This window comes from Polaromonas sp. (assembly GCF_043778355.1).
In the GTDB taxonomy this organism is placed as follows: domain Bacteria; phylum Pseudomonadota; class Gammaproteobacteria; order Burkholderiales; family Burkholderiaceae_C; genus Polaromonas.
The window spans coordinates 13,288-35,711 of sequence record NZ_JAYWHI010000008.1 but is presented as its reverse complement, the minus strand read 5'-3'; the positions used below and the strand labels follow the sequence as shown (position 1 = coordinate 35,711).

Sequence of the window (22,424 nt, the reverse complement as noted above, 5' to 3'; positions counted from 1 at the left end):
TTGCAAGGGCTAAAACTTTTTTGTGGCGGGCGCGAGCCGTTACACCACGTTTGACGCGAGGCATGTGAGTACTCCTTGTTCGTCGTTAATTAAATGCCCATGCCCGGAAGCATTTGCGCCATGTGACCCATGTTGGTCTCATGAACAGCAACTGAACCACGCAGGTGACGTTTGTTTTTGGTGGTCTTCTTGGTCAGGATGTGACGTTTGAAGGCTTGGCCGCGCTTGACGGTGCCACCAGGACGAACGCGGAAACGCTTTTTGGCGCCGCTTTTGGTCTTCATTTTGGGCATTGAATGCTCCTTTTCATTTGTGCTCGTGAGGCGCTGCGAACCTTACGCAGACTTGATGGCCCCGAGCCACTTGTGTGGAGAGTATTTAACTCTTCCACTAGTCGTGGCGATTTTTACATCACCACGTTTGGAAAACAGTGTGACCTGCCTTCACGGGAGACACTTTCGCATCCCCTTAAAACCTGCCGGTAACCACACCTGCAGGCTCCAATTCTTTCTTTCGACAGCGCCTTCAGGCGTTGGTCGATGCAGCCGGCGCCGCTTCCGCGGGCGCCGCTGCCGGCTTGGCAGCCACCTTTTTCTTGCCCGGCGCGATCATCATGACCATCTGCCGACCTTCGAGCTTGGGAAACTGCTCCACCACAATCAAATCTGCCAACTCGTCACGAATACGCGCCAGCAGGGCCAGGCCGAGTTCCTGGTGCGTGATCTCCCGACCGCGAAAACGCAAGGTGATCTTGCACTTGTCGCCCTCTTCCAAGAAGCGCTTGATATTGCGCAACTTGATGTTGTAGTCACCATCGTCAGTACCGGGCCGAAACTTGATTTCCTTGACCTCGATGACCTTTTGCTTGGACTTCGCTTCCGCCGCTTTTTTCTGCTCGGCGTACTTGAACTTGCCGTAATCCATCAACCGACACACTGGCGGAACCGCCGTGGGGGAGATTTCAACAAGATCCACATCCGCCTCACCTGCCAGACGCAGGGCTTCCATGATGCTGACAACGCCCAAAGGCTCGTTGTCCGGCCCTGACAAGCGTACTTCAGGGGCCATGATTTCACGGTTCAAGCGGTGCTTGCGTTCTTCACGGTGACGGCGGTCACGAAATTCAGTAGCGATGGTTGTAATCCTGTAAACATTGCTATAAAAGCTATAGCGGCCTGCGCCCATCCAGCAAGGACGAAGAGCCGATTTGACTCACAAACAAGTCAAGCATCAGGCTTTTTGGGTAATGTCAGAGGCAATCGTCTGGACGAAGGCTTCGAGCGACATGACGCCAAGGTCTTTGTTACCCCGGGCGCGCACGGCAACCGCGCCGGCTTCCTTCTCCTTGTCGCCCACGACCAGGATGTAAGGCAGCTTTTGCATTGAGTGCTCTCGTATTTTATACGTAATTTTCTCGTTGCGCAGGTCGATGTTGACCCTAAGCCCTTGATTTTGAAGCGTTTTAGCTATTTCGCGACAGTATTCGGCCTGTGCATCGGTGATATTGAGCACGGAAACCTGCACCGGCGCCAGCCAGGTCGGTAGCGCGCCGGCGTGTTCCTCGATCAAAATTCCGATGAAACGCTCCAGGCTGCCGACGATGGCCCGGTGAAGCATGACGGGCCGGTGCCGTGCGCCATCTTCGCCCACGTATTCGGCATCCAGCCGCTCCGGCATCGAAAAATCGACCTGCATGGTGCCGCACTGCCACTGCCGGCCAATCGCGTCTTTCAACGTGTATTCAATCTTCGGGCCGTAAAACGCGCCATCACCCGGCGCGATCTCGAATTCGCAGCCCGACGCGCGCAGGCTTTCCATCAGCGCATGTTCAGCCTTGTCCCAGCTTTCGTCAGAGCCGATACGCGCCGCCGGCCGCGTGGCTACCTTGTAGATGATGTTTTTGAAGCCGAAGTCGGTATAGACCTTCTGCAACAAGGTCGTGTAGTCCACACATTCCTTGAGGATCTGCTCTTCGGTGCAGAAGATGTGGCCGTCGTCCTGGGTGAAGCCGCGCACCCGCATGATGCCGTGCAGACCGCCCGAAGGCTCGTTGCGGTGACACTGGCCGAACTCGCCGTAACGCAGCGGCAGGTCGCGGTAACTCTTGATGCCTTGCTTGAAGATCAGGATGTGGCCAGGACAGTTCATCGGCTTGAGCGCGTATTCACGCTTTTCGCTCTCGGTCGTGAACATGTTGTCGCGGTACTTGTCCCAATGGCCGGTTTTTTCCCACAGCGTCTTATCGATCACCTGCGGCCCCTTGACCTCCAGGTAACCGTTGTCCTGATAGACCTTGCGCATGTACTGCTCGACGCCCTGCCACACCGTCCAGCCCTTGGGATGCCAAAACACCAGGCCGGGCGCATGGTCGTCGATGTGGAACAAATCAAGCTCGCGGCCCAGCTTGCGGTGGTCGCGCTTTTCCGCCTCTTCCAGCATGGTCAGGTACTGCTGCAATTCGTCCTTGGTGGCCCAGGCCGTGCCGTACACACGTTGCAGCATTTCATTGTTATGGTCACCGCGCCAGTACGCGCCTGCCAGCTTCATGAGCTTGAAAAATTTCAGCTTGCCCGTGCTCGGCACGTGGGGTCCGCGGCACAGGTCTTCGAACTGGCCTTCGCGGTACAGCGACACGTCTTCATTCGCGGGAATGCTGGCGATGATCTCGGCCTTGTAGTGCTCACCGATGGCCTTGAAGTGGGCCACGGCTTCGTCGCGCGGCAACACGCGGCGTGTCACCGGCTCGTCTTTGGCCGCCAGCTCGCTCATCTTCCTCTCAATCGCCACCAGGTCGTCCGGCGTGAACGGCCGCTTGTACGAGAAGTCGTAGAAAAAGCCGTTCTCGATCACCGGGCCGATGGTGACCTGCGCATCGGGAAACAGCTCTTTCACCGCATAAGCCAGCAAGTGAGCCGTCGAATGGCGAATCACATCCAGGCCTTCCGGGTCCTTGGCCGTGATGATGGCCAGCGGGCTGTCGGCGGTGATCAGATAGCTGGTGTCCACGACCTTGCCGTTGACCTTCCCGCCCAGCGCGGCTTTGGCCAGGCCAGCACCGATGGAGGCGGCGACTTCGGCAACCGTCACGGGTTCGGGGAATTCACGGATCGAAGCGTCTGGCAGCGTAATTTTGATCATGGTGGTGGGGCTCGGAGATTCGGAAATAAAAAAAGCGCGGTGAATGCCGCGCTTTGAGATGCTGAGGAGTGGAGGCTTGCTATCTATTCAGTAGCTACTAATCATCGGGGGATGCGGCTAACGCCCTGGATGACTCCAAACCGGAGGCGTGGTCGTAGTTCGCGGTGTCATAACCCGGACTGTCCTTCCTGTTTCCAGCTTGATTGATTGCATGGTGCTATTTTACGGCAGCTTTGGATCCCCGGCCGGCGGACTGTATCCGCCAATCGCCGGCGCCAGAAAAAAGCCCGGCCGACGCGTGCAGCGTGGGCCGGGCCACGACCGCCCGCAGGCGGCCGCGATGAGCGCCTGTCAACTCAGTGGAACTGCTCTTCTTCGGTCGAGCCGGTCAGCGCGGTCACGCTGGACTTGCCGCCCTGGATGGCGGTAGTGACTTCGTCGAAGTAGCCGGTGCCGACTTCCTGCTGGTGCGACACAAAGGTGTAGCCCCGGTCACGTGCTGCGAACTCGGGCTCCTGCACCTTCTCGATGTACGCCGTCATGCCGCGTTTGACGTAGTCCTGCGACAGGTCGTACATGTTGTACCACATGGAATGGATACCGGCCAGCGTGATGAACTGGTACTTGTAACCCATGGCGCCGAGCTCGCGCTGGAACTTCGCGATGGTCGCGTCGTCCAGGTTCTTCTTCCAGTTGAACGACGGCGAGCAGTTGTAGGCCAGCATCTTGCCAGGGTGGACCTTGTGCACGGCATCGGCGAATTGCTTGGCAAAGTCGAGGTCGGGCGTGCCGGTCTCACACCACACCAGGTCGGCGTAATGGGCGTAGGCGTTGGCGCGTGCCACAGCCTGGTCCAGCCCCTTGCGGGTCTTGTAGAAACCTTCGGCGGTGCGCTCGCCGGTCAGGAAAGGCTTGTCGATCTCGTCGTAGTCAGAAGTCAGCAGGTCAGCGGCTTCGGCATCGGTGCGGGCAATCACCAGCGTCGGCACACCGCAGACGTCGGCGGCCATGCGGGCTGCGATCAGCTTCTGGCAGGACTCACGGGTCGGCAGCAGCACCTTGCCACCCATGTGGCCGCATTTCTTGACCGAAGCCAGCTGGTCTTCCCAGTGCACGCCACCGGCGCCCGACTGGATCATGGCTTTCATCAGTTCAAAGGCATTGAGCACGCCGCCGAAGCCGGCTTCAGCGTCGGCCACGATGGGCGCGAAGTAGTCGATGTAGTCCTTGTCGCCAGCATCGATGCCTTTGGAGTGCTGGATCTCGTCGGCGCGGCGGAAGGTGTTGTTGATGGTTTCAACCACCTTGGGCACCGAATCCACCGGATACAGCGACTGGTCGGGGTACATGGCCGAGTAGCTGTTGTTGTCGGCGGCAACCTGCCAGCCCGACAGGTAGATGGCCTTGACGCCGGCTTTGACCTGTTGCATGGCCTGGCCGCCCGTCAGCGCGCCCAGGCAGTTGACGTAGGGCTCGTTGTGCAGCAGATCCCACAGCTTCTCGGCACCGCGGCGTGCCAGCGTGTGCTCGATCGGGAAGGAGCCACGCAGTCGCACGATGTCGGCAGCGCTGTAGCCGCGCTTGATGCCTTTCCAGCGGGGGTTGGTCGCCCAGTCTTTTTCGAGGGCGGCAATTTGCTGTTCGCGGCTCAGTTGTTCAGTGAGGGTCTGTGGCATGGGGTCACTCCAGAGGTTGAAAGAAAAAAGGGACAAACCGGGCGGCACTTGTGCAGGGCGTGCTGTTTGTTCTGGCCTCCACTTTAAGTCTTCTACAAGACTTTGTGAAGCTCTTATGTCTTATATAAGACAAAAATCTTTCCCAATCAAATCAACGGTCTCAGCAGATTATTTTGCAATATGGAAATCATTCTCTTGCATTGAGAAATTTTGGCGCATTGCAGCATTTTCGTATCTCACGATATGGAATGATTTCTTCGGATCATGAAATGTCACCCGGATACGCCAAGCCCGAGCTCGTCAGCGTGCCGGCCAGCAGAAAAAGCTCTGCCAGGCGGGACATCCGTCTCGAAAATTCACGGGCCTGGCGTACGGCGGCGCCAGTCGCCGCTGGCGATCACAGCGCGGCCGGTCAGATGTGACGCATTGACTTCATAAACCAGGCAAAGAGGCCCGACAGCGGCCGGCGCACCATCCATCTGCACCGCCACCTCGCGCTTGCTGTACTCACCGGTCTGCTGTGGCCAGACCTCCTCGATCTCGTCCAGACGCTGTTCCAGCTCCGCGCTGATGGCATAAACCTCACCGGTCACGCGCCCCTCGCCGCCTAGCCGCAGGCCGGGATAGGGGCCGAGATCGTAGAGCACACCGGCCACGGTGGCCATGCCGGCAAACTGCGGCGCGGGTTGCAGGCGTGTGATGTCGCGCACATCCCCGCGGCGCAAGGTGCCGTAAACAAAAACGTGGCGCGTGGCGGGAGCGGTCATCGGTTCAGTTCGCAAATTGAGGCATGATTTCCACCCATTGTTGCAGCCCCGTGAGTGGCTGCACACCCACCCCAGAAAGAACCCCGTTTTCATGAACCGCATCGTGGCTTACGCCTGCCTGGCCCTCAGCATGTCGCTGGTCGGCAGCTATGTGGCGCTGTCCAAACCGCTGGTCGCCATCTTCCCGGTCTTTCTGCTGGCCTGGCTGCGCTTCGGCGTAGGCGGCGCGGCCATGCTGCACTGGCTGAAAAAACCCGCGGGCGAAGCGCCCATGACGCGCCAGACCCGGCAACTCGTGTTCCTGGAATCCTTTCTCGGCAATTTCCTGTTTTCAATTTGCATGTTGTATGGCGTCAGCCTGTCCAGCGCGGTGGCTGCCGGCGTGATCATGGCGGCGATTCCGGCGGTGGTGGCGGTGCTGAGCTGGCTCTTCCTGCGTGAGCGCATCAGCCTGCGCGTGTGGCTGGCGGTGGCCTGCGCGGTGCTCGGGATCGCACTGGTTTCGCTATCAAAAACAGAGCTATCCACGCCCATACCACGAGGGCTGGAGGCCGATTTGGCTTCAAAAACGGCCTGGCTGGGCAACTTGCTGCTGCTGGGCGCGGTTTTTTGCGAAGCGGCCTATGCAGTGATCGGCAAAAAGCTCACCGGTGTGCTGGGCGCCAAACGTATCACCGCGCTGATCAACCTCTGGGGCTTTGTGCTGGTCACGCCCATGGGCCTGTGGCTGGCCTGGGGTTTCGACTTTGCAGCGGTGACGCCGGGAAGCTGGTTGCTGCTGCTGTTTTACGCGCTGGCCGCCAGTGTCTGGACGGTGTGGCTGTGGATGACCGGCCTTCAGGCCGTGCCAGCCAGCCGGGCCGGCGTCTTCACCGTGATGCTGCCCATCAGTGCGGCGTTGGTCGGCGTGTTTGTGCTGGGCGAGTCCATGGGCGCAGCGCAAATGGCGGCCTTCGCGCTGGCGCTGGCCGGCGTGCTGCTGGCGACCTTGCCCGCCAACAACACCTCCCGCGAAGCGGGGGAATGATCCCCGGCCGTCACCGGGTCAAGCGAACAACTGCTTGTGCTGCTCGCGCAGCAAATTCTTCTGCACCTTGCCCATGGTGTTGCGCGGCAGTTCAGTCACCACGAAGCAGCGCTTGGGAATCTTGAAGTTGGCCAGCCCCGATTTGAGCGCAGCGATGATGGCGTCACCGTCCAGCGTGCTGCCGGGTTTGGCGATCACGATGGCCACGCCGACCTCGCCGAAATCGGCATGCGGCACGCCGACCACCGCGCTTTCGGCCACACCCGGCATGTCGTTGATGTAGCCCTCGATCTCGGCCGGGTAGACGTTGTAGCCACCGCTGATGATCAGGTCCTTGCTGCGCCCGACAATGTGGATGTAGCCGCGCTCGTCGATTTTCCCCACGTCGCCGGTCTTGAAATAGCCGTCGGCAGTGAACTCTTCTTTCGTCTTCTCCGGCATGCGCCAGTAGCCCTGGAACACATTGGGGCCCTGGACCTCGATGCTGCCGACCTCACCGGTCGGAAGGCTCTGGCCGGCATCGCCCTGCACGCGCAGCTTGACGCCCGGCAGCGCAAAGCCGACGGTGCCACCGCGGCGCTCGCCCTCGTAGGGGTTGGAGGTCAGCATGGCGGTTTCACTCATGCCGTAACGCTCGAGAATCGTGTGGCCGGTGCGGTCCTGCCAGGCCTTGAAGGTTTCGATCAGCAGCGGTGCCGAGCCGGCGACGAACAGGCGCATGTTGCGGCAGGCATCGCGTGTCAGCCCGTCCTCGGCGAGCAGGCGCACATACAGCGTGGGCACGCCCATGAAGACTGTGGCTTCCGGCAGCTTCTCGACCACCAGCTTCGGATCGAACTTCGACAGCCAGATCATCTTGCTGCCATTGATCAGCGCGCCATGGATGGCGACAAACAGGCCATGCACATGAAAAATAGGTAGCGCGTGGATCAACACATCGCCGCGCCCTTCAGGCCCTCCGGTAGCCGTCCAGCCCCAGTAATTCTTGAGCACCTGGGCGTTGCTCAGCAGGTTGCCGTGCGACAGCATGGCGCCCTTGCTGCGCCCGGTGGTACCACTGGTATACAGAATGGCGGCAAGGTCATCGGCCTTGCGCTGAACCACCTCGTGCCTGTCACTGCATTGGGCGGCGCGGTCCAGCAGCGAGCCGACACGGTTGTCATCCAGGCTGAAGACGTTGTAGGTGCCCTGCTGGAAGGCGATCTTGCTGACCCAGCCGAAATTCTTGCGACCGCACACCACCACGGAGGGCTCGGCGTTGGCAATGAAGTACTCCATCTCGGCGCTTTGGTACGCGGTATTGAGTGGCAAAAACACATAACCGGCGCGCAAGGTGGCCAGATACAGCATCATGGCCTCGACCGACTTTTCAACCTGCACTGCAATGCGCGCGCCCTCAGGGAGCTGCAGCGACTTCAGCAAGTTGGCCAGCATGGCCGTGCCACGCTCCAGGTCGCGCCAGGAGTAATACAGGCCGTTGTCGGTCTCGACCGCGATGGCGTCAAGATCTTCGGGAAAGGCCGCGCGCAGGGCGACGAACAGGTTATTGTTTTTCATGGCGGGTTCACCTGGAGATCGGAATAAGAAAACAGAACGGTCAGAATTGGGGCGAGCGTTTTTCGACAAAGGCCATCACACCTTCACGGTGTTCGGCGGAAGCCGCGTAATGGTATGCATTTGCTATTAAATCAGTAGCTGCTTGCGCACGCTGGCTATGGGCCAGGGCCCGAAAAGATTGTTTATTCAAACGTGCAGCCTGCGGCGCGAGGCGCGACACCCGGCTGGCCATGGCGGCCGCTTCATCAGCCACTTCACCATCGGGCAACACGCGGTGGAGAAAGCCTCGCTGGGCCGCCGTGGGCGCATCGAGCACCGCCGCCGCCAACAGCATCTCGCGGGCGCTCAGTTCGCCGGCAGCGCACATCACCAGCGCCATCTCGCGCGGGGCCATCGGGAAACCCAGCTTCGCTATCGGTGCGCCAAACCTTGCCGAGGCACCGGCCAGACGCAGGTCGCAGCAACTCGCGATTTCCAGGCCAGCACCCATACAGGCACCTTCGATCTGCGCCACGATGGGCACATCGCAGTCCAGCACGGCCTGCAAGCCACCCCAGACATGCTCGTCGTGAAACTGGCGCAGGCTGGCTTCTTCAAAACGGAAATCGGCGTACTCGGAAATGTCACCGCCGGCGCAGAAGTTGCCGCCCTCCCCCACCAGCAGCACGCAACGCAAGGTCGGATCCTGCTGGATGCTTTCAAACACCTCGCGCAGCTCAAGCCACATCACACGTGACATGGCGTTGAGCTTGCCGGGGTGGGACAGGGTGACGCGCGCGATGCTGCCGGTTGTGGCCAGCTGAACCTGTCCCGTCATGAATGGCTTTGCGGAAATCAGTCGAGCTTGGCGCCGGAAGCCTTGACCACCTGCGTCCACTTCTTGACCTCGGCGCTGATGAAGCTGCCAAACTGCGGGCCACTCAGGCCGGCAAACTCTGCCCCCTGACGCGCCCAGACCGCCTTGGCTTCGTCGGTGGTGCAGGCCTTGCGGATCTCTTCGATGGCGCGCGCCTGGGCGTCAGCCGGCATGCCTTTGGGTCCCCACACGCCATACCAGGTAGTCACGTTGTAGTCGGGCAAGCCCATTTCAGCGGCGGTAGGCACGTCCGGAATCGCCGGGTTGCGCTTGTTACCGGACACCATCAGCGCCTTGATGCGGCCGCCGGCAATGTGGGCCGCCGAGGAGCCGAGACCGTCGAACATCATCTCGACATCACCGGCAATCAGCCCCTGCAAGGCCGGACCGGCACCACGGTAAGGGATGTGGGTGATGAAGGTTTTGGCCTGCTGCTTGAACAGCTCGCCCGCGAGGTGGTGCGAGGTGCCGGCACCGGCCGAGCCGTAATTGAGCTTGCCCGGGTTCTTGCGGGCGAATTCCAGAAACTCCTTGAAGTTGGCGACCGGCAGTTTTTGCGGGTTGACCACCACCACCTGCGGCACGCTGGCCACCAGGATCAGGGGCACCAGGTCTTTTTCAATATCGTAGTCGAGCTTGGGGTACATGCTGGGCGCGATGGTGTGATGCACGGCACCCATGAACAATGTGTAGCCATCGGGCGATGCCTTGGCCGCAATACTTGCGCCGAGCGTGCCGCCCGCGCCGCCGCGGTTGTCGATGATCAGTTGCTTGCCGGTCAGGCGCGCAAACTGGGCCGACATCGGGCGCGCAAACGCATCGGTACCGCCGCCTGCCGGAAAAGGCACGATCACGGTGACAGGCTTGGCGGGCCAGGTCGATTGCGCATGGCTGCCCAGTGAAAATGCAGCGGCGCCTGCCGCAGCGGCACGCAGCACATCCCGTCGGGATGCCTTGATGTCAAAACTCGATGTCATGCCTGTCTCCTGTCGTTGTGGATCAATAAAAACGGTTCAAAAACAAAGATCAAATATACAAATCTTCGATGGCGCCCGATACGGGGATTTTCCCCTGCGCGAGCAGCGCGCGATGTTTGTCCAGACGCTTGAGGTCATAGAGGTAATTGACCATCAGGCCGCAAGACTGCTTCAGCCCTTTGGGCGAGGGATCACCGGCCCAGTTGATGCGCTCCACACGCGCGCCGTTGCCCAGATGAAAACGCGCGACCGGGTCCAGCGGCTTGCCATCGTCAAGCTCGCGGCCCAGGTACTGCGCGGCGCCATGCAGCATCACACGGCGCACCGCCGACTTCTCATTCAGGGCCAGCGGGTTGTCGGCAGCTGTAAGGAAATGTTGTGCCGTGGGCGGCTCGAAGCCGACGGCACGGCCCAGCAATGTGAGCTCTTTCTCGTCGAGTTGCCCCAAGAGGTTGGCCGCGTTTTTGCCGAGCCAGGACCGGAAGCCCGGAATCGGCGACAGCGTCGCAAAGTTCTTGAGGCGGGGAAACTCTTCATGCAAGGTCTCGACCACACGCTTGATCAACGAGTCCCCAAAACTCACACCGCGCAAACCGGTCTGCGTGTTGCTGATCGAATAAAAAATAGCGGTGGTGGCTTTTTTCAGATCGGCCGGCGCAGCGGACTCGTCGAGCAGCGGCTCGATGCTGTCTGCCATGTCGTCGATCAGCGCCACCTCGACAAAAATCAGCGGTTCGTCGGGCATGCGGGGGTGGAAGAAGCCGTAACAGCGGCGGTCGCTGTCGAGCCGGTTTTTCACATCGGCCCAGCTCTTGATGTCGTGTACGGCCTCGTACTTGATGAGTTTCTCGATCAGCGAGGCCGGCGAGTCCCAGCTGATGCGGCGCAGGTCCAGGAATCCCACGTCAAACCAGGTCGAGAACATGTACTCCATCTCGACATCAAGCGCCTGCAGGCGCTTGTCGGCCTTCAGGTGCGGCAACAGGTCGGCGCGCAGATTCACCAGAAATCGAAAACCCTCGGGAAAGGCGCTGAAGCGCTGCAGCAGGCGCCGGCGCGGCGACACGGTGGCGCGCCGGTAACGCACCTCGGCCACAGCCTCGTCAGCCGTACCCACGGCGGCGGCAAACTGCGTCTGCGCCTGTTTGACCTTCGCGGCGTCGGCAACAAACTGCTCGCTCATCAGCAGCCACATGTCGCGGCGCTCGTCGAGCGAGGCTTTGGCGTACCAGCCGGCGACACCCATGGCGCGGCGCCCGCCTTCAATCTCGCTGACCTGCGGATCAACGATGGCCTTGAGCTCTTCCAGCGTGCGGCGCAGCACGCGCGGCGACAGGGCTTCTTCTTTCTTGCGCAAAGTCGCATTGAGGCGTTCGCGGGTACTGCGCACCGCTGCGTTGCCTGCTCCTGATTTGGTAGCTGCCTGCGCCCGCTCGGCAAGGGCTGACGTGCCTTTTGAACCGGATTTTTCGGGGCTGCGCAGAATGGCCACGCTGCGGGCGATCCAGTCGGGCGTGTTCATGGAGTGGCCTGTGGGGTGGTTTGAAAACGGGAAACGCTGGTCAGCGCATGTGCATGACACTTCATCAGGAATTGCATGGCGTGGCTTCTCGTGGCGCTAACGGTGAGCGGGCTCATGCTGTCGCCTCCCGTGGCGTCAACGATTTGCACGCAGTAAGGTGTCGGCTCTCCGCTGGCATGACCTTTACTGCCGATCCCCAGCAAGCTGGGGCCCCTCGTCAGGTAGGTCATGCTGTCGCCTCCCGGTGCGCTTACGGTAAGCGAACAAAAAGGTGTCGGCTCTCTGCTGGCATGAGCCTTACTGCCGATCCCCAGCAAGCTGGGGCCCCTCGTCAGGTGGCTCATGCCAGCACCCTCGACTTCTGATTCCTGGCGAGGTCTCTGAGGGCTTCTCGCTGGCGGGTCAGGTGGGTGCGCATGGCGGCTTCGGCGCCTGCGCTGTCTCTGGCTTTCAGGGCGGCGAACACTGCCATGTGTTCGGACAGGCTTTGCTGGAGCCGGCCGGGCGCGTGGAGTTGCTGCGAGCGGGCCAACTTCAATATCTTGCGCAGGTCGGCAATCGCCATCGCCAGCCAGCGGTTGTCGGCCAGCGTGATGATGGCTTCGTGGATGGCGAAGTTGGTGTCGTAGTAGTCGTTGATGCGGGCGGCGCTGGCGTGGCTGTTCAGGCGTTCGTGCAACGTGGTCAGCGCGGCCAGATCGGCATCGGTCGCATTGCGTGCCGCCTCGAAGGCGCAACGGCCTTCGAGCAGCGCAATCACCGGAAAGATGTCGTCCAGGTCTTTTTCAGTGACCTCGCTGATGAAGCAGCCGCGCCGCGGCTCGTGGCGCAGCAACCCCTCGGCGGTCAGCACCTTGAGCGCCTCACGCAGCGGCGTGCGCGAGATCTGCAGCCGTTCGCACAGCTCCAGTTCATCGAGGAAACTGCCAGGCGCATACAGACCGGCAAAAATCTGCTCACGCAAGGTGGCGGCGACTTCCTGGTGCAGTGAGTTCTGAACGAGGCGCATGCCGTCAGTCCCCAACGCCGAAATGCCGCCCACAATTCAACGGGCAGAGGCTGCGCAAGCAGTCACGATCTGCAAACTCTTCTCGCTGAATCGACCGAATTGGCATAATTTCCTATAATTACAGGTAATTATTAAGAATCCAGTGCGAGATGGCAAGGGGGCTGGCGCACCAAATCACAGGTAAAAACCCGGACACCGGGCGCCAAGGCCTTGGCTTTCTGCTGCAGATTGTTTCCACACCTCCTGAATTGCTACTTTATCGATAGCAATCCAGGCTTATCCGGTATGGGCTAGGGCCGTTTTTCAGCCCACAACCAGAGCCAGACACCGGCCGCGATCATGGGCAGGCACAGCCACTGCCCCATGCTCATGCCCAAGGCCAGGATGCCCAGATAGTCGTCGGGTTCACGGAAAAACTCGGCGATGAAACGGAACACGCCGTAGCCGACGAGGAAAGCCGCCGATACCTGCCCGGTTTTGCGCGGCTTGCGCGCATACAGCCAGAGCAGCACAAACAGCAACAGGCCTTCGAGCAGGAACTGGTAGACCTGCGAAGGATGGCGCGGCGCCAGCGTACCGCTGTTCCGGAACACCATGCCCCAGGGCAGGTCGGGGCTGCTCAGGCGCCCCCACAACTCGCCGTTGATGAAGTTGCCGACCCGCCCCGCCGCCAGCCCGGTCGGCACGCAGGGCGCGATCAGGTCCATCACCTGCAACCAGGGTTTCTGACGGGTGCGCGCAAACCAGATCTGCGACGCCAGCACACCCAGCATGCCGCCGTGAAAACTCATGCCGCCCTGCCAGACGTAAAGAATCTCCAGCGGGTGCGTCAGGTAATAGCCGGGCTTGTAAAACAGGCAGTAGCCGATGCGCCCGCCCAGCACCACCCCCATCACACCAAGGAAAAGAATGTCCTCGATGTCCTTGCGGGTCCACGCCGCGCTTCCTGTCATCGACGCATAGGGTTCGTGGCGCAGGCGGCGTATGCCGAGAAACAGGAACAGGCCAAAGGCAGCCAGGTAGGTCAGGCCGTACCAGTGAATGGCCAGCGGGCCCAACTGCAGGGCGACGGGGTCGATGGTGGGGTGGATCAGCATGCGGCTTATTGTGCCAGCGGCTTCAAGCGCGTCGCCTTCAGCCGGGCCAGGCCGGTGCACAGTCTATCAATCGGGTCACGCACGCCGGGGCCGCCCCCTCGGGCCAGACCAGGCTGGTTTCGCACACGGGCACCTGACGCCCCTTTTTGCCAGCCACGCGGCGGTAAACCACGCCGGGCCGCTGGAACTGGCGCACGCTGTCGGGCACCCAGGCCACGCCCAGGCCGGCCGACACCAGGTTGACGATGGTTTGCATCTGGATCGCCTCTTGCACGACCTGCGGCGACTGCGCGGCGGCATGGTACATGGCGAAAATTGCGTCATAAAGTGAAGGCAGAATGCGGCGCGGAAAAATCACCAGCGGCTGCGCCAGCACCTGATCGAGCGTGAGCGACGGCCGCGCCGCCAGCCGATGGTGTTCACTCAGCGCCAGCACCAGCGGCTCGCGCGCCACGCGGCGGCTGTTCAGGCCCGGCGGTGCGAAACCCGGCGAATGCAGGATCACCCCGGCATCAATGTCGTGGCGCTCAAAGGCCTGAAGCTGCATGTCGCCGGTGGCTTCCAGCAACTCCAGCTCAACCAGCGGGTTGCGTTCACGGAAGACCCGCACCCATTTGGGCAACAGTGAAAACCCGGCCGTGGACACAAACGCCAGTCGCAAGCGCCCCAGTTCCCCGGCAGCGGCCGCCCTCGCCTGCTCGGGCAGCGCCTGGGCTCGCCTCAGCAGATCCAGCACCTGCGGCAGCAAGGCTGCGCCCGCCGCCGTCATCTGTACGCTGCGTTTGGTGCGCTCGAACAGGCGCACGCCCAGCAGCGCCTCCAGATGGGCAATCGCCTGGGTCAGCGGCGGTTGTGTCATGTGCAGGCGCGCTGCGGCGCGGCCGAAGTGCAGTTCTTCGGCCACCGCGGCAAACTGGCGCCAAAGCCGCAATTCAATGGCTGGATTACTCATATGCCATGCATATTAATAGATACCCAAAAATATATTGGAGTCGCAAAACAAGGCGGGGCATACTTTACGCTTCGACTCCCCACAAAGAAGAGACCCCCATGAACCAGCAGGACAAAGACGGCGCCGGCGACGCGATCAACCGCCGCAGCAAAAACATCACCGAAGGCACCTCGCGCGCACCGAACCGCTCGATGTACTACGCCATGGGCTACGAAGCCGGCGACTTCAAGAAACCCATGGTCGGTGTGGCCAACGGCCACAGCACCATCACGCCCTGCAACAGCGGCCTGCAAAAACTCGCCGACGCAGCGATTGCCGGTATTGAAGAAGCCGGTGGCAACGCCCAGGTCTTCGGCACACCCACAATTTCCGACGGCATGGCCATGGGCACCGAGGGCATGAAATATTCGCTGGTCTCCAGAGAAGTGATCTCGGACTGTATCGAGACCTGCGTGCAGGGCCAGTGGATGGACGGCGTGCTGGTGGTGGGCGGCTGCGACAAGAACATGCCCGGCGGCCTGATGGGCATGCTGCGCGCCAACGTGCCGGCCATCTATGTGTATGGCGGCACCATCCTGCCGGGCAGCTACAAGGGCAAGGACCTGAACATCGTGAGTGTCTTCGAGGCTGTGGGCGAACATTCGGCGGGCCGCATGAGCGACGAGGACCTGCTGCAGATCGAGCGCCGGGCCATCCCCGGCACCGGCAGCTGCGGCGGCATGTACACCGCCAACACCATGTCATCGGCCTTCGAGGCGCTGGGAATCTCCCTGCCCTACTCCTCGACCATGGCGAACCCGCACGACGAAAAGGCCAACTCGGCGAAAGAGTCGGCCAAGGTGCTGGTCGAGGCCATCCGCAAAAACATCAAGCCACGCGACATCGTGACCAAGAAGTCGATTGAAAACGCGGTCGCCGTCATCATGGCCACTGGCGGCTCGACCAACGCCGTGTTGCACTTCCTGGCGATCGCGCACGCGGCCGAGGTCGACTGGACCATTGACGACTTCGAGCGTGTGCGTGTGAAGACACCGGTGCTGTGCGACCTGAAGCCCTCGGGCAAATACCTGGCGGTTGATCTGCACAAGGCCGGCGGCATCCCGCAGGTCATGAAGACCTTGCTCGCAGCCGGTCTGCTGCATGGCGACTGCCTGACGATTGAAGGCAAGACGATTGCCGAGGTACTGAAAGACGTGCCGGACGCGCCCCGCGCCGACCAGGATGTGATCCGACCCATCAACAAACCGATGTACGCGCAGGGCCACCTGGCCATTCTCAAGGGCAACCTCTCGCCCGAGGGCTGCGTCGCCAAGATCACCGGCCTGAAAAACCCGGTGATGACCGGCCCGGCCCGCGTCTTTGACGACGAACAGTCGGCGCTGGCCGCCATCCTGGCCGGCAAGATTGTTGCGGGTGATGTGATGGTGCTGCGTTACCTGGGTCCCAAGGGCGGCCCTGGCATGCCCGAGATGCTGGCACCGACCGGTGCGTTGATAGGCGCCGGGCTGGGCGAAAGTGTCGGCCTGATCACCGACGGCCGCTTCTCCGGCGGCACCTGGGGCATGGTGGTGGGCCATGTCGCCCCCGAAGCCGCCGCCGGTGGCAACATCGCCTTCATCAAGGAAGGCGACTCGATCACGATTGACGCCAAACAATTGCTGCTGCAACTGAACATCGACGACGCCGAACTCGCCAAACGCAAGGTCGGCTGGAAAGCACCGTTGCCGCGTTACATGCGCGGCGTGCAGGCCAAGTTTGCCTTCAACGCCTCCAGCGCCAGCAAGGGCGCCGTGCTCGACGACTATTAATCGCAGCAACGCGCGAATTGAAAAAGACCCTGCAGCGAAGCTGCAGGGTCTTTTTGTTTGCGCCGAGGGTAGTGAGCAGCGCTCCCCTTCAAGCAGGAGCCGCGGAACCGGCTTCGCCGGGCCGCAGGCGTAGCGGCCCCCTCGGGGCTTGGGCCTACGGCTCCAAAGCTGCTTGAGCAGCTTTGGACAGGCGACATAAGCGAAGCCTCTGGCGAGCGGCGGCCTGCAAGGTGCAGGAAGCTACACGAAGTGAGCGACCGTGGGGGTCATCACTTCCTTTTTTTGAGCATCCCCATGGCATCACGCTGCTTGTCGATGCGCTCCTGCTTGCGCTTGTCCATTTTTTCCATTTCCTTCTTTTTGGTGTAGCCGCTGGAGTCTGCCCACCACCACCAGATCACGGCGAGGCCGAATGGGACCAGGACCATCCACCAGTCCAGCGTGGCGACCGGGCCGATTTCGAGGTATTTCAGCAGGATGCCGATAACGCCTATGAACAGGAAAACCATCAATAACTCCTAAAATTCGAGGGAAACCCTTTGGGGGCAAGGTCAACCCACATCACTACAATCACGTTAAACGACTGTACCCCAATCCTGCTTTACAACTCTTCCCATGAGGTCAACGATGAAACGTGTATTTTTTGCAATAGCTACCCTGGCCGCCGGTGCAATGATTTCCACGTCAGCGCTGGCCGATCTGCAGTTGGCCACGGCCAAAAATTGCATGGCCTGCCACGCCGTCGCGACAAAAATCGTGGGCCCTTCGTTCAAGGATGTGGCGGCCAAATACACCGGTCAAAAAGATGCAGTGGACAAACTGGCGAGCAAAATTGTCAAGGGCGGCTCGGGCGTCTGGGGCCCTGTGCCCATGCCTGCCAACGCGCAGGTCAACGACGCTGAAGCCAAGAAGCTCGCCGCATGGGTGATGACGGCCAAATAAACCGTCGGCGCCCGTCGAGGTCAATGCAAGAGGGCGTGCCTGTCACGCTTCCGGGCTGCCCCCCCTCAGAAAGTCCAGCAGTACCCGATTACGCGACAACAACATGCGTTCGGGTGCGACAACTGCGGTGATGTGGGATCCAAACTTGGTTTGCGGTTTCCAGCCTGGCAATACCTGCACCAACAGCCCTTCCTTCAAAGCCTGATCGCACAGGTAATCCGGAAGCAGTGCGATACCCAATCCCTGAATGGCGGCATCGCCCACTGCTTCCGGGTTATTCACGTGGTAGCGACTCCTGACCTTGACCTCTTTGCGGACAGTCCGCTTTCGGCGGTCCTCCATACTCAAGGTCCAGGTGTCGTCTGATTGCTCACGCCAGTATGAAAAGCAGGCATGCCCGGTAAGGTCGTCAGGGCCTTTGGGCATACCCGCTTGTGTCAGGTAGCTTGGTGACGCGGCGAGCAACCATCCGATCGGGGCCAGCGGGATGGAATGCATCTCCTGCTGCGTCGTGGCGGACCAGCGCAAAGCCAGGTCAATGCGTTGACGCGCGAGATCGACGAAATGGTCACTGAGCTCCAGCTGGATTTCTATCGCCGGGTGCAGGCGCAAAAATTCCGGCAGGCGCTTGGCCAGCACGCGCTGACCCCATGAAACAGGTGCCGTGACGCGGATGCTCCCGCTCAACTCAGAACGCATGGCGCGAAGGCGCTCTTCCCCCGCCTGTATCTCCGCCATGGCCCGTCGCGCAAATTCCACATAGGTTTCGCCTGCAGGCGTCAGAGCAACTTTGCGGGTGGTGCGACTGAACAGCGCGGCGCGCATCTGTGCTTCCAGCTGCGCCACCCGCTTGCTGACCTGACTTTTGCTTGTCCCCAGGTCTTCGGCAGCAGCGCTGACACTCTGCCACTCCGCGACCTTCAGAAAGGCCTGGAGCATGTCCGAACTGATCGTTTTCGGGTCATTTTCAGATTGCGTCATTGCCATTGTTTCCACTTTTGATACAAAGTGTTCGCATTCAACCAGATGTATTGATGTCGATCAATCCGTAGACTTCCCAATGAGGCTCAGACCTTATTGACCAAATATCTACAAACTGGAGACAACATGCAGATTCATGCCGATCCGATTACCGTGAATTGCCGCAAGGTACTTGCTGGACTCGACTTCCTGGGCGTTCCCTACGAACTTGTCCACGTCGATTATTTCAAGGGCGAGCAAAAGTCCGAGCCATATGTTTCGCTCAATCCGAATGCTTCGGTTCCGTCCATGGTAGATGGTGACCTGGTGCTTTGGGAGTCCAACGCGATTTTGCAGTATGCAGCCGAGAAGGCAGGTGTCGAGAAGGCTTACCCCAGGGATCTGAAAGCGCGTGCTGACATCAACCGCTGGCTGTTGTGGGAATCGTCCAGCTGGTTCCCCGCGTGTTATGTGTATCTGGTCGAGAACTGTGTAAAACCATTGTTGGGTGGACAGCCTGACGGCAATGTACTGTCCGCCCACGATGCCCAGTTCCACAAGCTCGCCGCCATTCTGGACAGTCGCCTGGCTGATCGCCCCTGGGTGACGGGAAACAATCCGACGATCGCTGATATCGCACTGGCGGCGCCCATGCACCTGCACGGCTGGCAGAAGCTGCCACATGCGCAACATAAACACCTGACGCGCTGGCTCACGGAGAACATCGAGTCTCTTCCCAGTTGGCAGAAGACATGGGTTGGTGAAGGTTTCACCACACAAAAACATTGAATAGCGTCAACGGGAGCTTCCTGAACATGACAGCATCAACCTCCGCATCCGTTCGTGCCACGCTGAATTACACCGTCGACAACGGTCGCCCTCCCGACTACTACTTCTACGAACCCGACCCGAGGGTGATTTTGAACCCGCCGGGAACGGACCTTCAGGCGGTAGACATCCACGATGCCTGGCCGCTGCGCCAGCAGCTGTCTCTGGACCGTGAAGGGTTTGAACTGCAGGACTTTGCCGCACCGTTTTCGGACTTCGACGATGACGCAGCGGTCAAGACTGTTTTCTATGCGCAAGTTGTCGATTTCGTGAAGGCCCATACAGGCGCCCGAATGGTGATGGTGTTTGACCACACCATTCGCAAACGCATGCCGGCCGATTTAAAGGTGCAGACCGAGGTGCAACGCCCCGCTGTTCTGCTGGTGCACAGCGACTACACCGTCAACAGCGGTCCTCAACGCGTTCGTGATGTCATGGGCGACCAGGCCGATGCGCTGCTCCAGCGCCGAGTGGCCTTCTACAACGTATGGAAACCGCTTTACCGTCGTGTGGAAGAACTTCCGCTGGCCATGTGCGACGCTCAAAGCCATCATCCAGACGACATGCTGCGGATGGATCTCAAGTACCAGGAGCGCACCGGTGAGATCTATGTCATGAGGCATTCACCGAAGCATCGCTGGATGTATTTTCCGACAATGGAACCTCACCACGCGCTGCTGCTGAAAACCTACGACAGCGAAGTGGATGGTCGCTGCCGCTTCATGGGGCACAGCGCATTCGAGGATCCGAGCACTCCCGCTGATGCACCCCGACGTGAAAGTATTGAAGTGCGGACGATGGCCTTTTTCTGATTCGAACCACTGGATCAGATCACCTGCGCTAATCGCTTCGCGATATGCGTGTCCTCCGCGCCCCGTCACAACTGCGCTGTCGCGGCCTTCGGCCGCCCTCGATCACAGGTTCTCAGACAGTTGATCGAGGATGGCGGGATTTTGTGGCCACATCACATCGCTTCGCGACATGAGTGTCCTCCGCATCCCGTCACAGCTTCGCTGTCGCGGCCTTTCGGCCGCCCTCGATCACTGCTTTTCAGACAGTTGATCGAGGATGGCGGGATTTTGTGGCCACGTCACATCGCTTCGCGATATGAGTGTCCTCTGCACCCCGCCACAGCTTCGCCGATGCAGCCTTCGGCCGCCCTCGATCACAGGTTCTCAGACAGTTGATCGAGGATGGCGGGATTTTCCAATGTCGAGGTGTCCTGGGTGATGGCTTCGCCCTTGGCGATGCCGCGCAGCAGGCGGCGCATGATTTTTCCGCTGCGGGTCTTGGGCAGGTTGTCGCCGAAACGAATGTCTTTCGGCTTGGCGATGGGTCCGATTTCCTTGCCGACCCAGTCGCGCAGCTCTTTCGCAATCGCCTTGGCTTCGTCGCCTGTGGGCCGGGAACGCTTGAGCACCACAAAAGCCACAATCGCTTCGCCGGTCAAATCATCGGGACGCCCCACCACCGCCGCTTCGGCGACCAGCGCCGAGTGCGAGACCAGCGCGGACTCGATCTCCATGGTGCCCATGCGGTGGCCGGACACATTGAGCACATCATCAATGCGGCCAGTGATGCGGAAATAACCACGGTCCAGGCTGCGCACTGCGCCGTCGCCGGCCAGGTAGTAGGTGCCGCCCATCTCTTCGGGGAAATAACTTTTCTTGAAACGCTCTGGGTCGTTCCAGATGGTGCGAATCATCGATGGCCAGGGCCGCTTGACCACCAGCATGCCGCCGGAGCCGTTGGGCACGTCTTTGCCGACTTCATCGACGATGGCGGCCATGATGCCGGGCAGCGGCAAGGTGCAGCTGCCGGGGACCAGCGGCGTGGCACCGGGCAGCGGCGTGATCATGTGGCCGCCTGTCTCGGTCTGCCAGAAGGTGTCGACCACCGGGCAACGCTCCCCGCCGACGTTTTTGTAGTACCACATCCAGGCTTCGGGATTGATCGGCTCACCGACCGAACCGAGGATGCGCAGGCTGCTCAGATCAGAGCGCGCGGGATGCACCTTTTCGTCGCCCTCTGCGGCCTTGATCAGCGAGCGGATCGCGGTCGGCGCAGTGTAGAAAATCGTGACCTTGTGTTTTTCGATCATCTGCCAGAAACGGCCGGCATTCGGGAAGGTCGGGATGCCTTCAAAGATGACCTGGGTCGCGCCCGCCGCCAGCGGGCCGTAAGCCACATAGGTGTGGCCGGTAATCCACCCGATGTCGGCGGTGCACCAGAACACGTCGGAGGGCTGGATATCAAAAGTCCAGTCCATGGTCAGCTTGGCCCACAGTAAATAACCCCCGGTACTGTGCTGCACCCCTTTGGGTTTGCCGGTGGAGCCGGAGGTGTAAAGGATGAACAACGGATGTTCGGCGCCGACAAACTCGGGCTCGCAGGTGGCCGGTTGCTTCGCGGCCACCTCGTGCATCAGGCTGTCACGCCCGGCGACCATGTTGCAGGCTGTTGGTGTGCGCTGGTAGACGATCACGTTTTTGATGGACTCGCAGCCGCCCATGGCGATACCTTCATCAACGATGGCCTTGAGCGGCAACTCCTTGCCGCCGCGCAACTGGAAGTTGGCGGTGATGACGGCGACGGCCCCGGCGTCCTGGATGCGCTCCTGCAGGCTCTTGGCCGAAAAGCCGCCGAACACGACTGAATGGGTGGCGCCAATCCGCGCGCAGGCCTGCATGGCCACCACACCTTCAACCGTCATCGGCATGTAGATGACGACGCGGTCGCCCTTCTTGACACCCATGGCCTTGAGCGCATTCGCGAACTGGCAGACCTTGCCATGCAGCTCTTTGTAGGTGACGTTGGTGACCTTGCCATCGTCGCTTTCGAAGATGATGGCCTTCTTGTTTTCGGTGGCAGTACCGAGGTGCCGGTCCAGGCAGTTGTAGGAGGCGTTGAGTTCGCCGTCGGCAAACCATTTGTAGAACGGCGCGTTCGACTCGTCCAGCGTTTGGGTAAAAGGTTTTTTCCAGCTCAGGTTCTCGCGCGCCAGCCGCGCCCAGAATCCCTCAAAGTCTTTTTCGGCTTCGGCGCACAGCGCGTTGTAGGCGGGCATGCCCGAAATACGGGCAGATTTGGCCAGCTCGGGGTTGGGGAAGAAGACCCGGTTTTCAACCAGTGTGGACTCGATGGCAGATGTTGGCGCGTTCATGATGGTTTGTCTCCTCAGATTGTCATTAATGCGTGCTAATGTCCTGTTCGGCACTTACAGACCACTGACTGGCTCAAAGCTTACAGATATAGAACTGGTCGGTAAATACCGAAGGATCTCGGGCGGCACGCCTACAATCCCTACT

20 protein-coding genes and 1 pseudogene are annotated in these 22,424 nt (G+C 60.6%); 5 read left to right on the top strand and 16 right to left on the bottom strand.

Going from position 1 to position 22,424, the window contains the following annotated elements; all coding sequences use genetic code 11:
- The 6 genes and pseudogenes from rplT to ACH2CW_RS01195 form a co-directional block, all read right to left on the bottom strand.
- Window positions 1–64 (bottom strand): annotated as a pseudogene (gene rplT / locus ACH2CW_RS01220) (50S ribosomal protein L20); the annotation flags it as partial.
- 25 nt (window positions 65–89) lie between these two features.
- Window positions 90–293, bottom strand: a complete 204-nt coding sequence (gene rpmI / locus ACH2CW_RS01215; RefSeq protein ID WP_188708569.1) for a 50S ribosomal protein L35 — start codon at window positions 291–293, stop codon at window positions 90–92.
- A 232-nt stretch (window positions 294–525) separates the two neighbouring features.
- Window positions 526–1,185, bottom strand: coding sequence for a translation initiation factor IF-3 (gene infC / locus ACH2CW_RS01210; protein ID WP_395055014.1), 660 nt, complete (start codon window positions 1,183–1,185; stop codon window positions 526–528).
- Between the two features lie 45 nt (window positions 1,186–1,230).
- Entirely contained in the window at window positions 1,231–3,138 is a 1,908-nt protein-coding gene (gene thrS / locus ACH2CW_RS01205) for a threonine--tRNA ligase (RefSeq protein ID WP_395055012.1), read from the bottom strand.
- A 356-nt stretch (window positions 3,139–3,494) separates the two neighbouring features.
- Window positions 3,495–4,814: an isocitrate lyase gene (gene aceA / locus ACH2CW_RS01200; protein ID WP_395055010.1), complete on the bottom strand. Its 1,320-nt coding sequence runs from the start codon at window positions 4,812–4,814 to the stop codon at window positions 3,495–3,497.
- Window positions 4,815–5,170: 356 nt separating this feature from the next.
- A complete protein-coding gene (locus ACH2CW_RS01195; protein ID WP_395055008.1) occupies window positions 5,171–5,581 on the bottom strand; it encodes a gamma-glutamylcyclotransferase in 411 nt (136 codons plus the stop codon).
- Window positions 5,582–5,672: 91 nt separating this feature from the next.
- Between ACH2CW_RS01195 and ACH2CW_RS01190 the strand changes: the two genes are divergently transcribed.
- Window positions 5,673–6,608, top strand: coding sequence for a DMT family transporter (locus ACH2CW_RS01190; RefSeq protein ID WP_395055006.1), 936 nt, complete (start codon window positions 5,673–5,675; stop codon window positions 6,606–6,608).
- A gap of 18 nt (window positions 6,609–6,626) precedes the next feature.
- Here ACH2CW_RS01190 and ACH2CW_RS01185 read toward each other — a convergent pair whose 3' ends face one another.
- The 7 genes from ACH2CW_RS01185 to ACH2CW_RS01155 all read right to left on the bottom strand — a co-directional run bounded on the left by ACH2CW_RS01185 (window position 6,627) and on the right by ACH2CW_RS01155 (window position 14,578).
- Entirely contained in the window at window positions 6,627–8,165 is a 1,539-nt protein-coding gene (locus ACH2CW_RS01185) for a malonyl-CoA synthase (protein ID WP_395055004.1), read from the bottom strand.
- A 40-nt stretch (window positions 8,166–8,205) separates the two neighbouring features.
- On the bottom strand, window positions 8,206–8,982 hold the full coding sequence (locus tag ACH2CW_RS01180; RefSeq protein ID WP_395055002.1) for an enoyl-CoA hydratase/isomerase family protein: 777 nt from the start codon (window positions 8,980–8,982) through the stop codon (window positions 8,206–8,208).
- A gap of 17 nt (window positions 8,983–8,999) precedes the next feature.
- Entirely contained in the window at window positions 9,000–9,998 is a 999-nt protein-coding gene (locus ACH2CW_RS01175; RefSeq protein WP_395055000.1) for a Bug family tripartite tricarboxylate transporter substrate binding protein, read from the bottom strand.
- Window positions 9,999–10,047: 49 nt separating this feature from the next.
- Complete coding sequence (locus tag ACH2CW_RS01170) at window positions 10,048–11,520, bottom strand: malonyl-CoA decarboxylase (RefSeq protein WP_395054998.1); 1,473 nt, start codon at window positions 11,518–11,520, stop codon at window positions 10,048–10,050.
- Window positions 11,521–11,860: 340 nt separating this feature from the next.
- A complete protein-coding gene (locus tag ACH2CW_RS01165; protein WP_395054996.1) occupies window positions 11,861–12,529 on the bottom strand; it encodes a GntR family transcriptional regulator in 669 nt (222 codons plus the stop codon).
- Window positions 12,530–12,819: 290 nt separating this feature from the next.
- Window positions 12,820–13,626: a prolipoprotein diacylglyceryl transferase gene (lgt, locus tag ACH2CW_RS01160; protein ID WP_395054994.1), complete on the bottom strand. Its 807-nt coding sequence runs from the start codon at window positions 13,624–13,626 to the stop codon at window positions 12,820–12,822.
- 37 nt (window positions 13,627–13,663) lie between these two features.
- Window positions 13,664–14,578 carry a LysR family transcriptional regulator gene (locus ACH2CW_RS01155; RefSeq protein WP_395054992.1) on the bottom strand — a complete coding sequence of 305 codons (915 nt, stop codon included), beginning with the start codon at window positions 14,576–14,578 and terminating at the stop codon, window positions 13,664–13,666.
- Window positions 14,579–14,676: 98 nt separating this feature from the next.
- Between ACH2CW_RS01155 and ilvD the strand changes: the two genes are divergently transcribed.
- On the top strand, window positions 14,677–16,386 hold the full coding sequence (ilvD, locus tag ACH2CW_RS01150; protein WP_395054990.1) for a dihydroxy-acid dehydratase: 1,710 nt from the start codon (window positions 14,677–14,679) through the stop codon (window positions 16,384–16,386).
- Between the two features lie 269 nt (window positions 16,387–16,655).
- On the opposite strand, the gene ACH2CW_RS01145 is transcribed toward ilvD, so the two are convergent.
- On the bottom strand, window positions 16,656–16,895 hold the full coding sequence (locus tag ACH2CW_RS01145) for a TIGR04438 family Trp-rich protein (protein WP_395054988.1): 240 nt from the start codon (window positions 16,893–16,895) through the stop codon (window positions 16,656–16,658).
- A 118-nt stretch (window positions 16,896–17,013) separates the two neighbouring features.
- Here ACH2CW_RS01145 and ACH2CW_RS01140 point away from each other — a divergent pair, with 118 nt between their 5' ends.
- Complete coding sequence (locus ACH2CW_RS01140; protein WP_395054986.1) at window positions 17,014–17,328, top strand: c-type cytochrome; 315 nt, start codon at window positions 17,014–17,016, stop codon at window positions 17,326–17,328.
- A gap of 42 nt (window positions 17,329–17,370) precedes the next feature.
- Here ACH2CW_RS01140 and ACH2CW_RS01135 read toward each other — a convergent pair whose 3' ends face one another.
- Window positions 17,371–18,309: a LysR family transcriptional regulator gene (locus ACH2CW_RS01135; RefSeq protein WP_395054984.1), complete on the bottom strand. Its 939-nt coding sequence runs from the start codon at window positions 18,307–18,309 to the stop codon at window positions 17,371–17,373.
- Window positions 18,310–18,435: 126 nt separating this feature from the next.
- Between ACH2CW_RS01135 and ACH2CW_RS01130 the strand changes: the two genes are divergently transcribed.
- Both ACH2CW_RS01130 and ACH2CW_RS01125 read left to right on the top strand, forming a co-directional pair.
- Window positions 18,436–19,077 carry a glutathione S-transferase family protein gene (locus ACH2CW_RS01130; RefSeq protein WP_395054982.1) on the top strand — a complete coding sequence of 214 codons (642 nt, stop codon included), beginning with the start codon at window positions 18,436–18,438 and terminating at the stop codon, window positions 19,075–19,077.
- 26 nt (window positions 19,078–19,103) lie between these two features.
- Window positions 19,104–19,928, top strand: a complete 825-nt coding sequence (locus ACH2CW_RS01125; RefSeq protein ID WP_395054980.1) for a CmcJ/NvfI family oxidoreductase — start codon at window positions 19,104–19,106, stop codon at window positions 19,926–19,928.
- Window positions 19,929–20,281: 353 nt separating this feature from the next.
- Here the strand turns inward: ACH2CW_RS01125 and acs are convergent, their stop codons facing one another.
- Window positions 20,282–22,279 (bottom strand): acetate--CoA ligase, encoded by a 1,998-nt coding sequence (gene acs / locus ACH2CW_RS01120; protein WP_395054978.1) that lies wholly within the window; start codon window positions 22,277–22,279, stop codon window positions 20,282–20,284.
- Window positions 22,280–22,424: the final 145 nt, after the last annotated feature.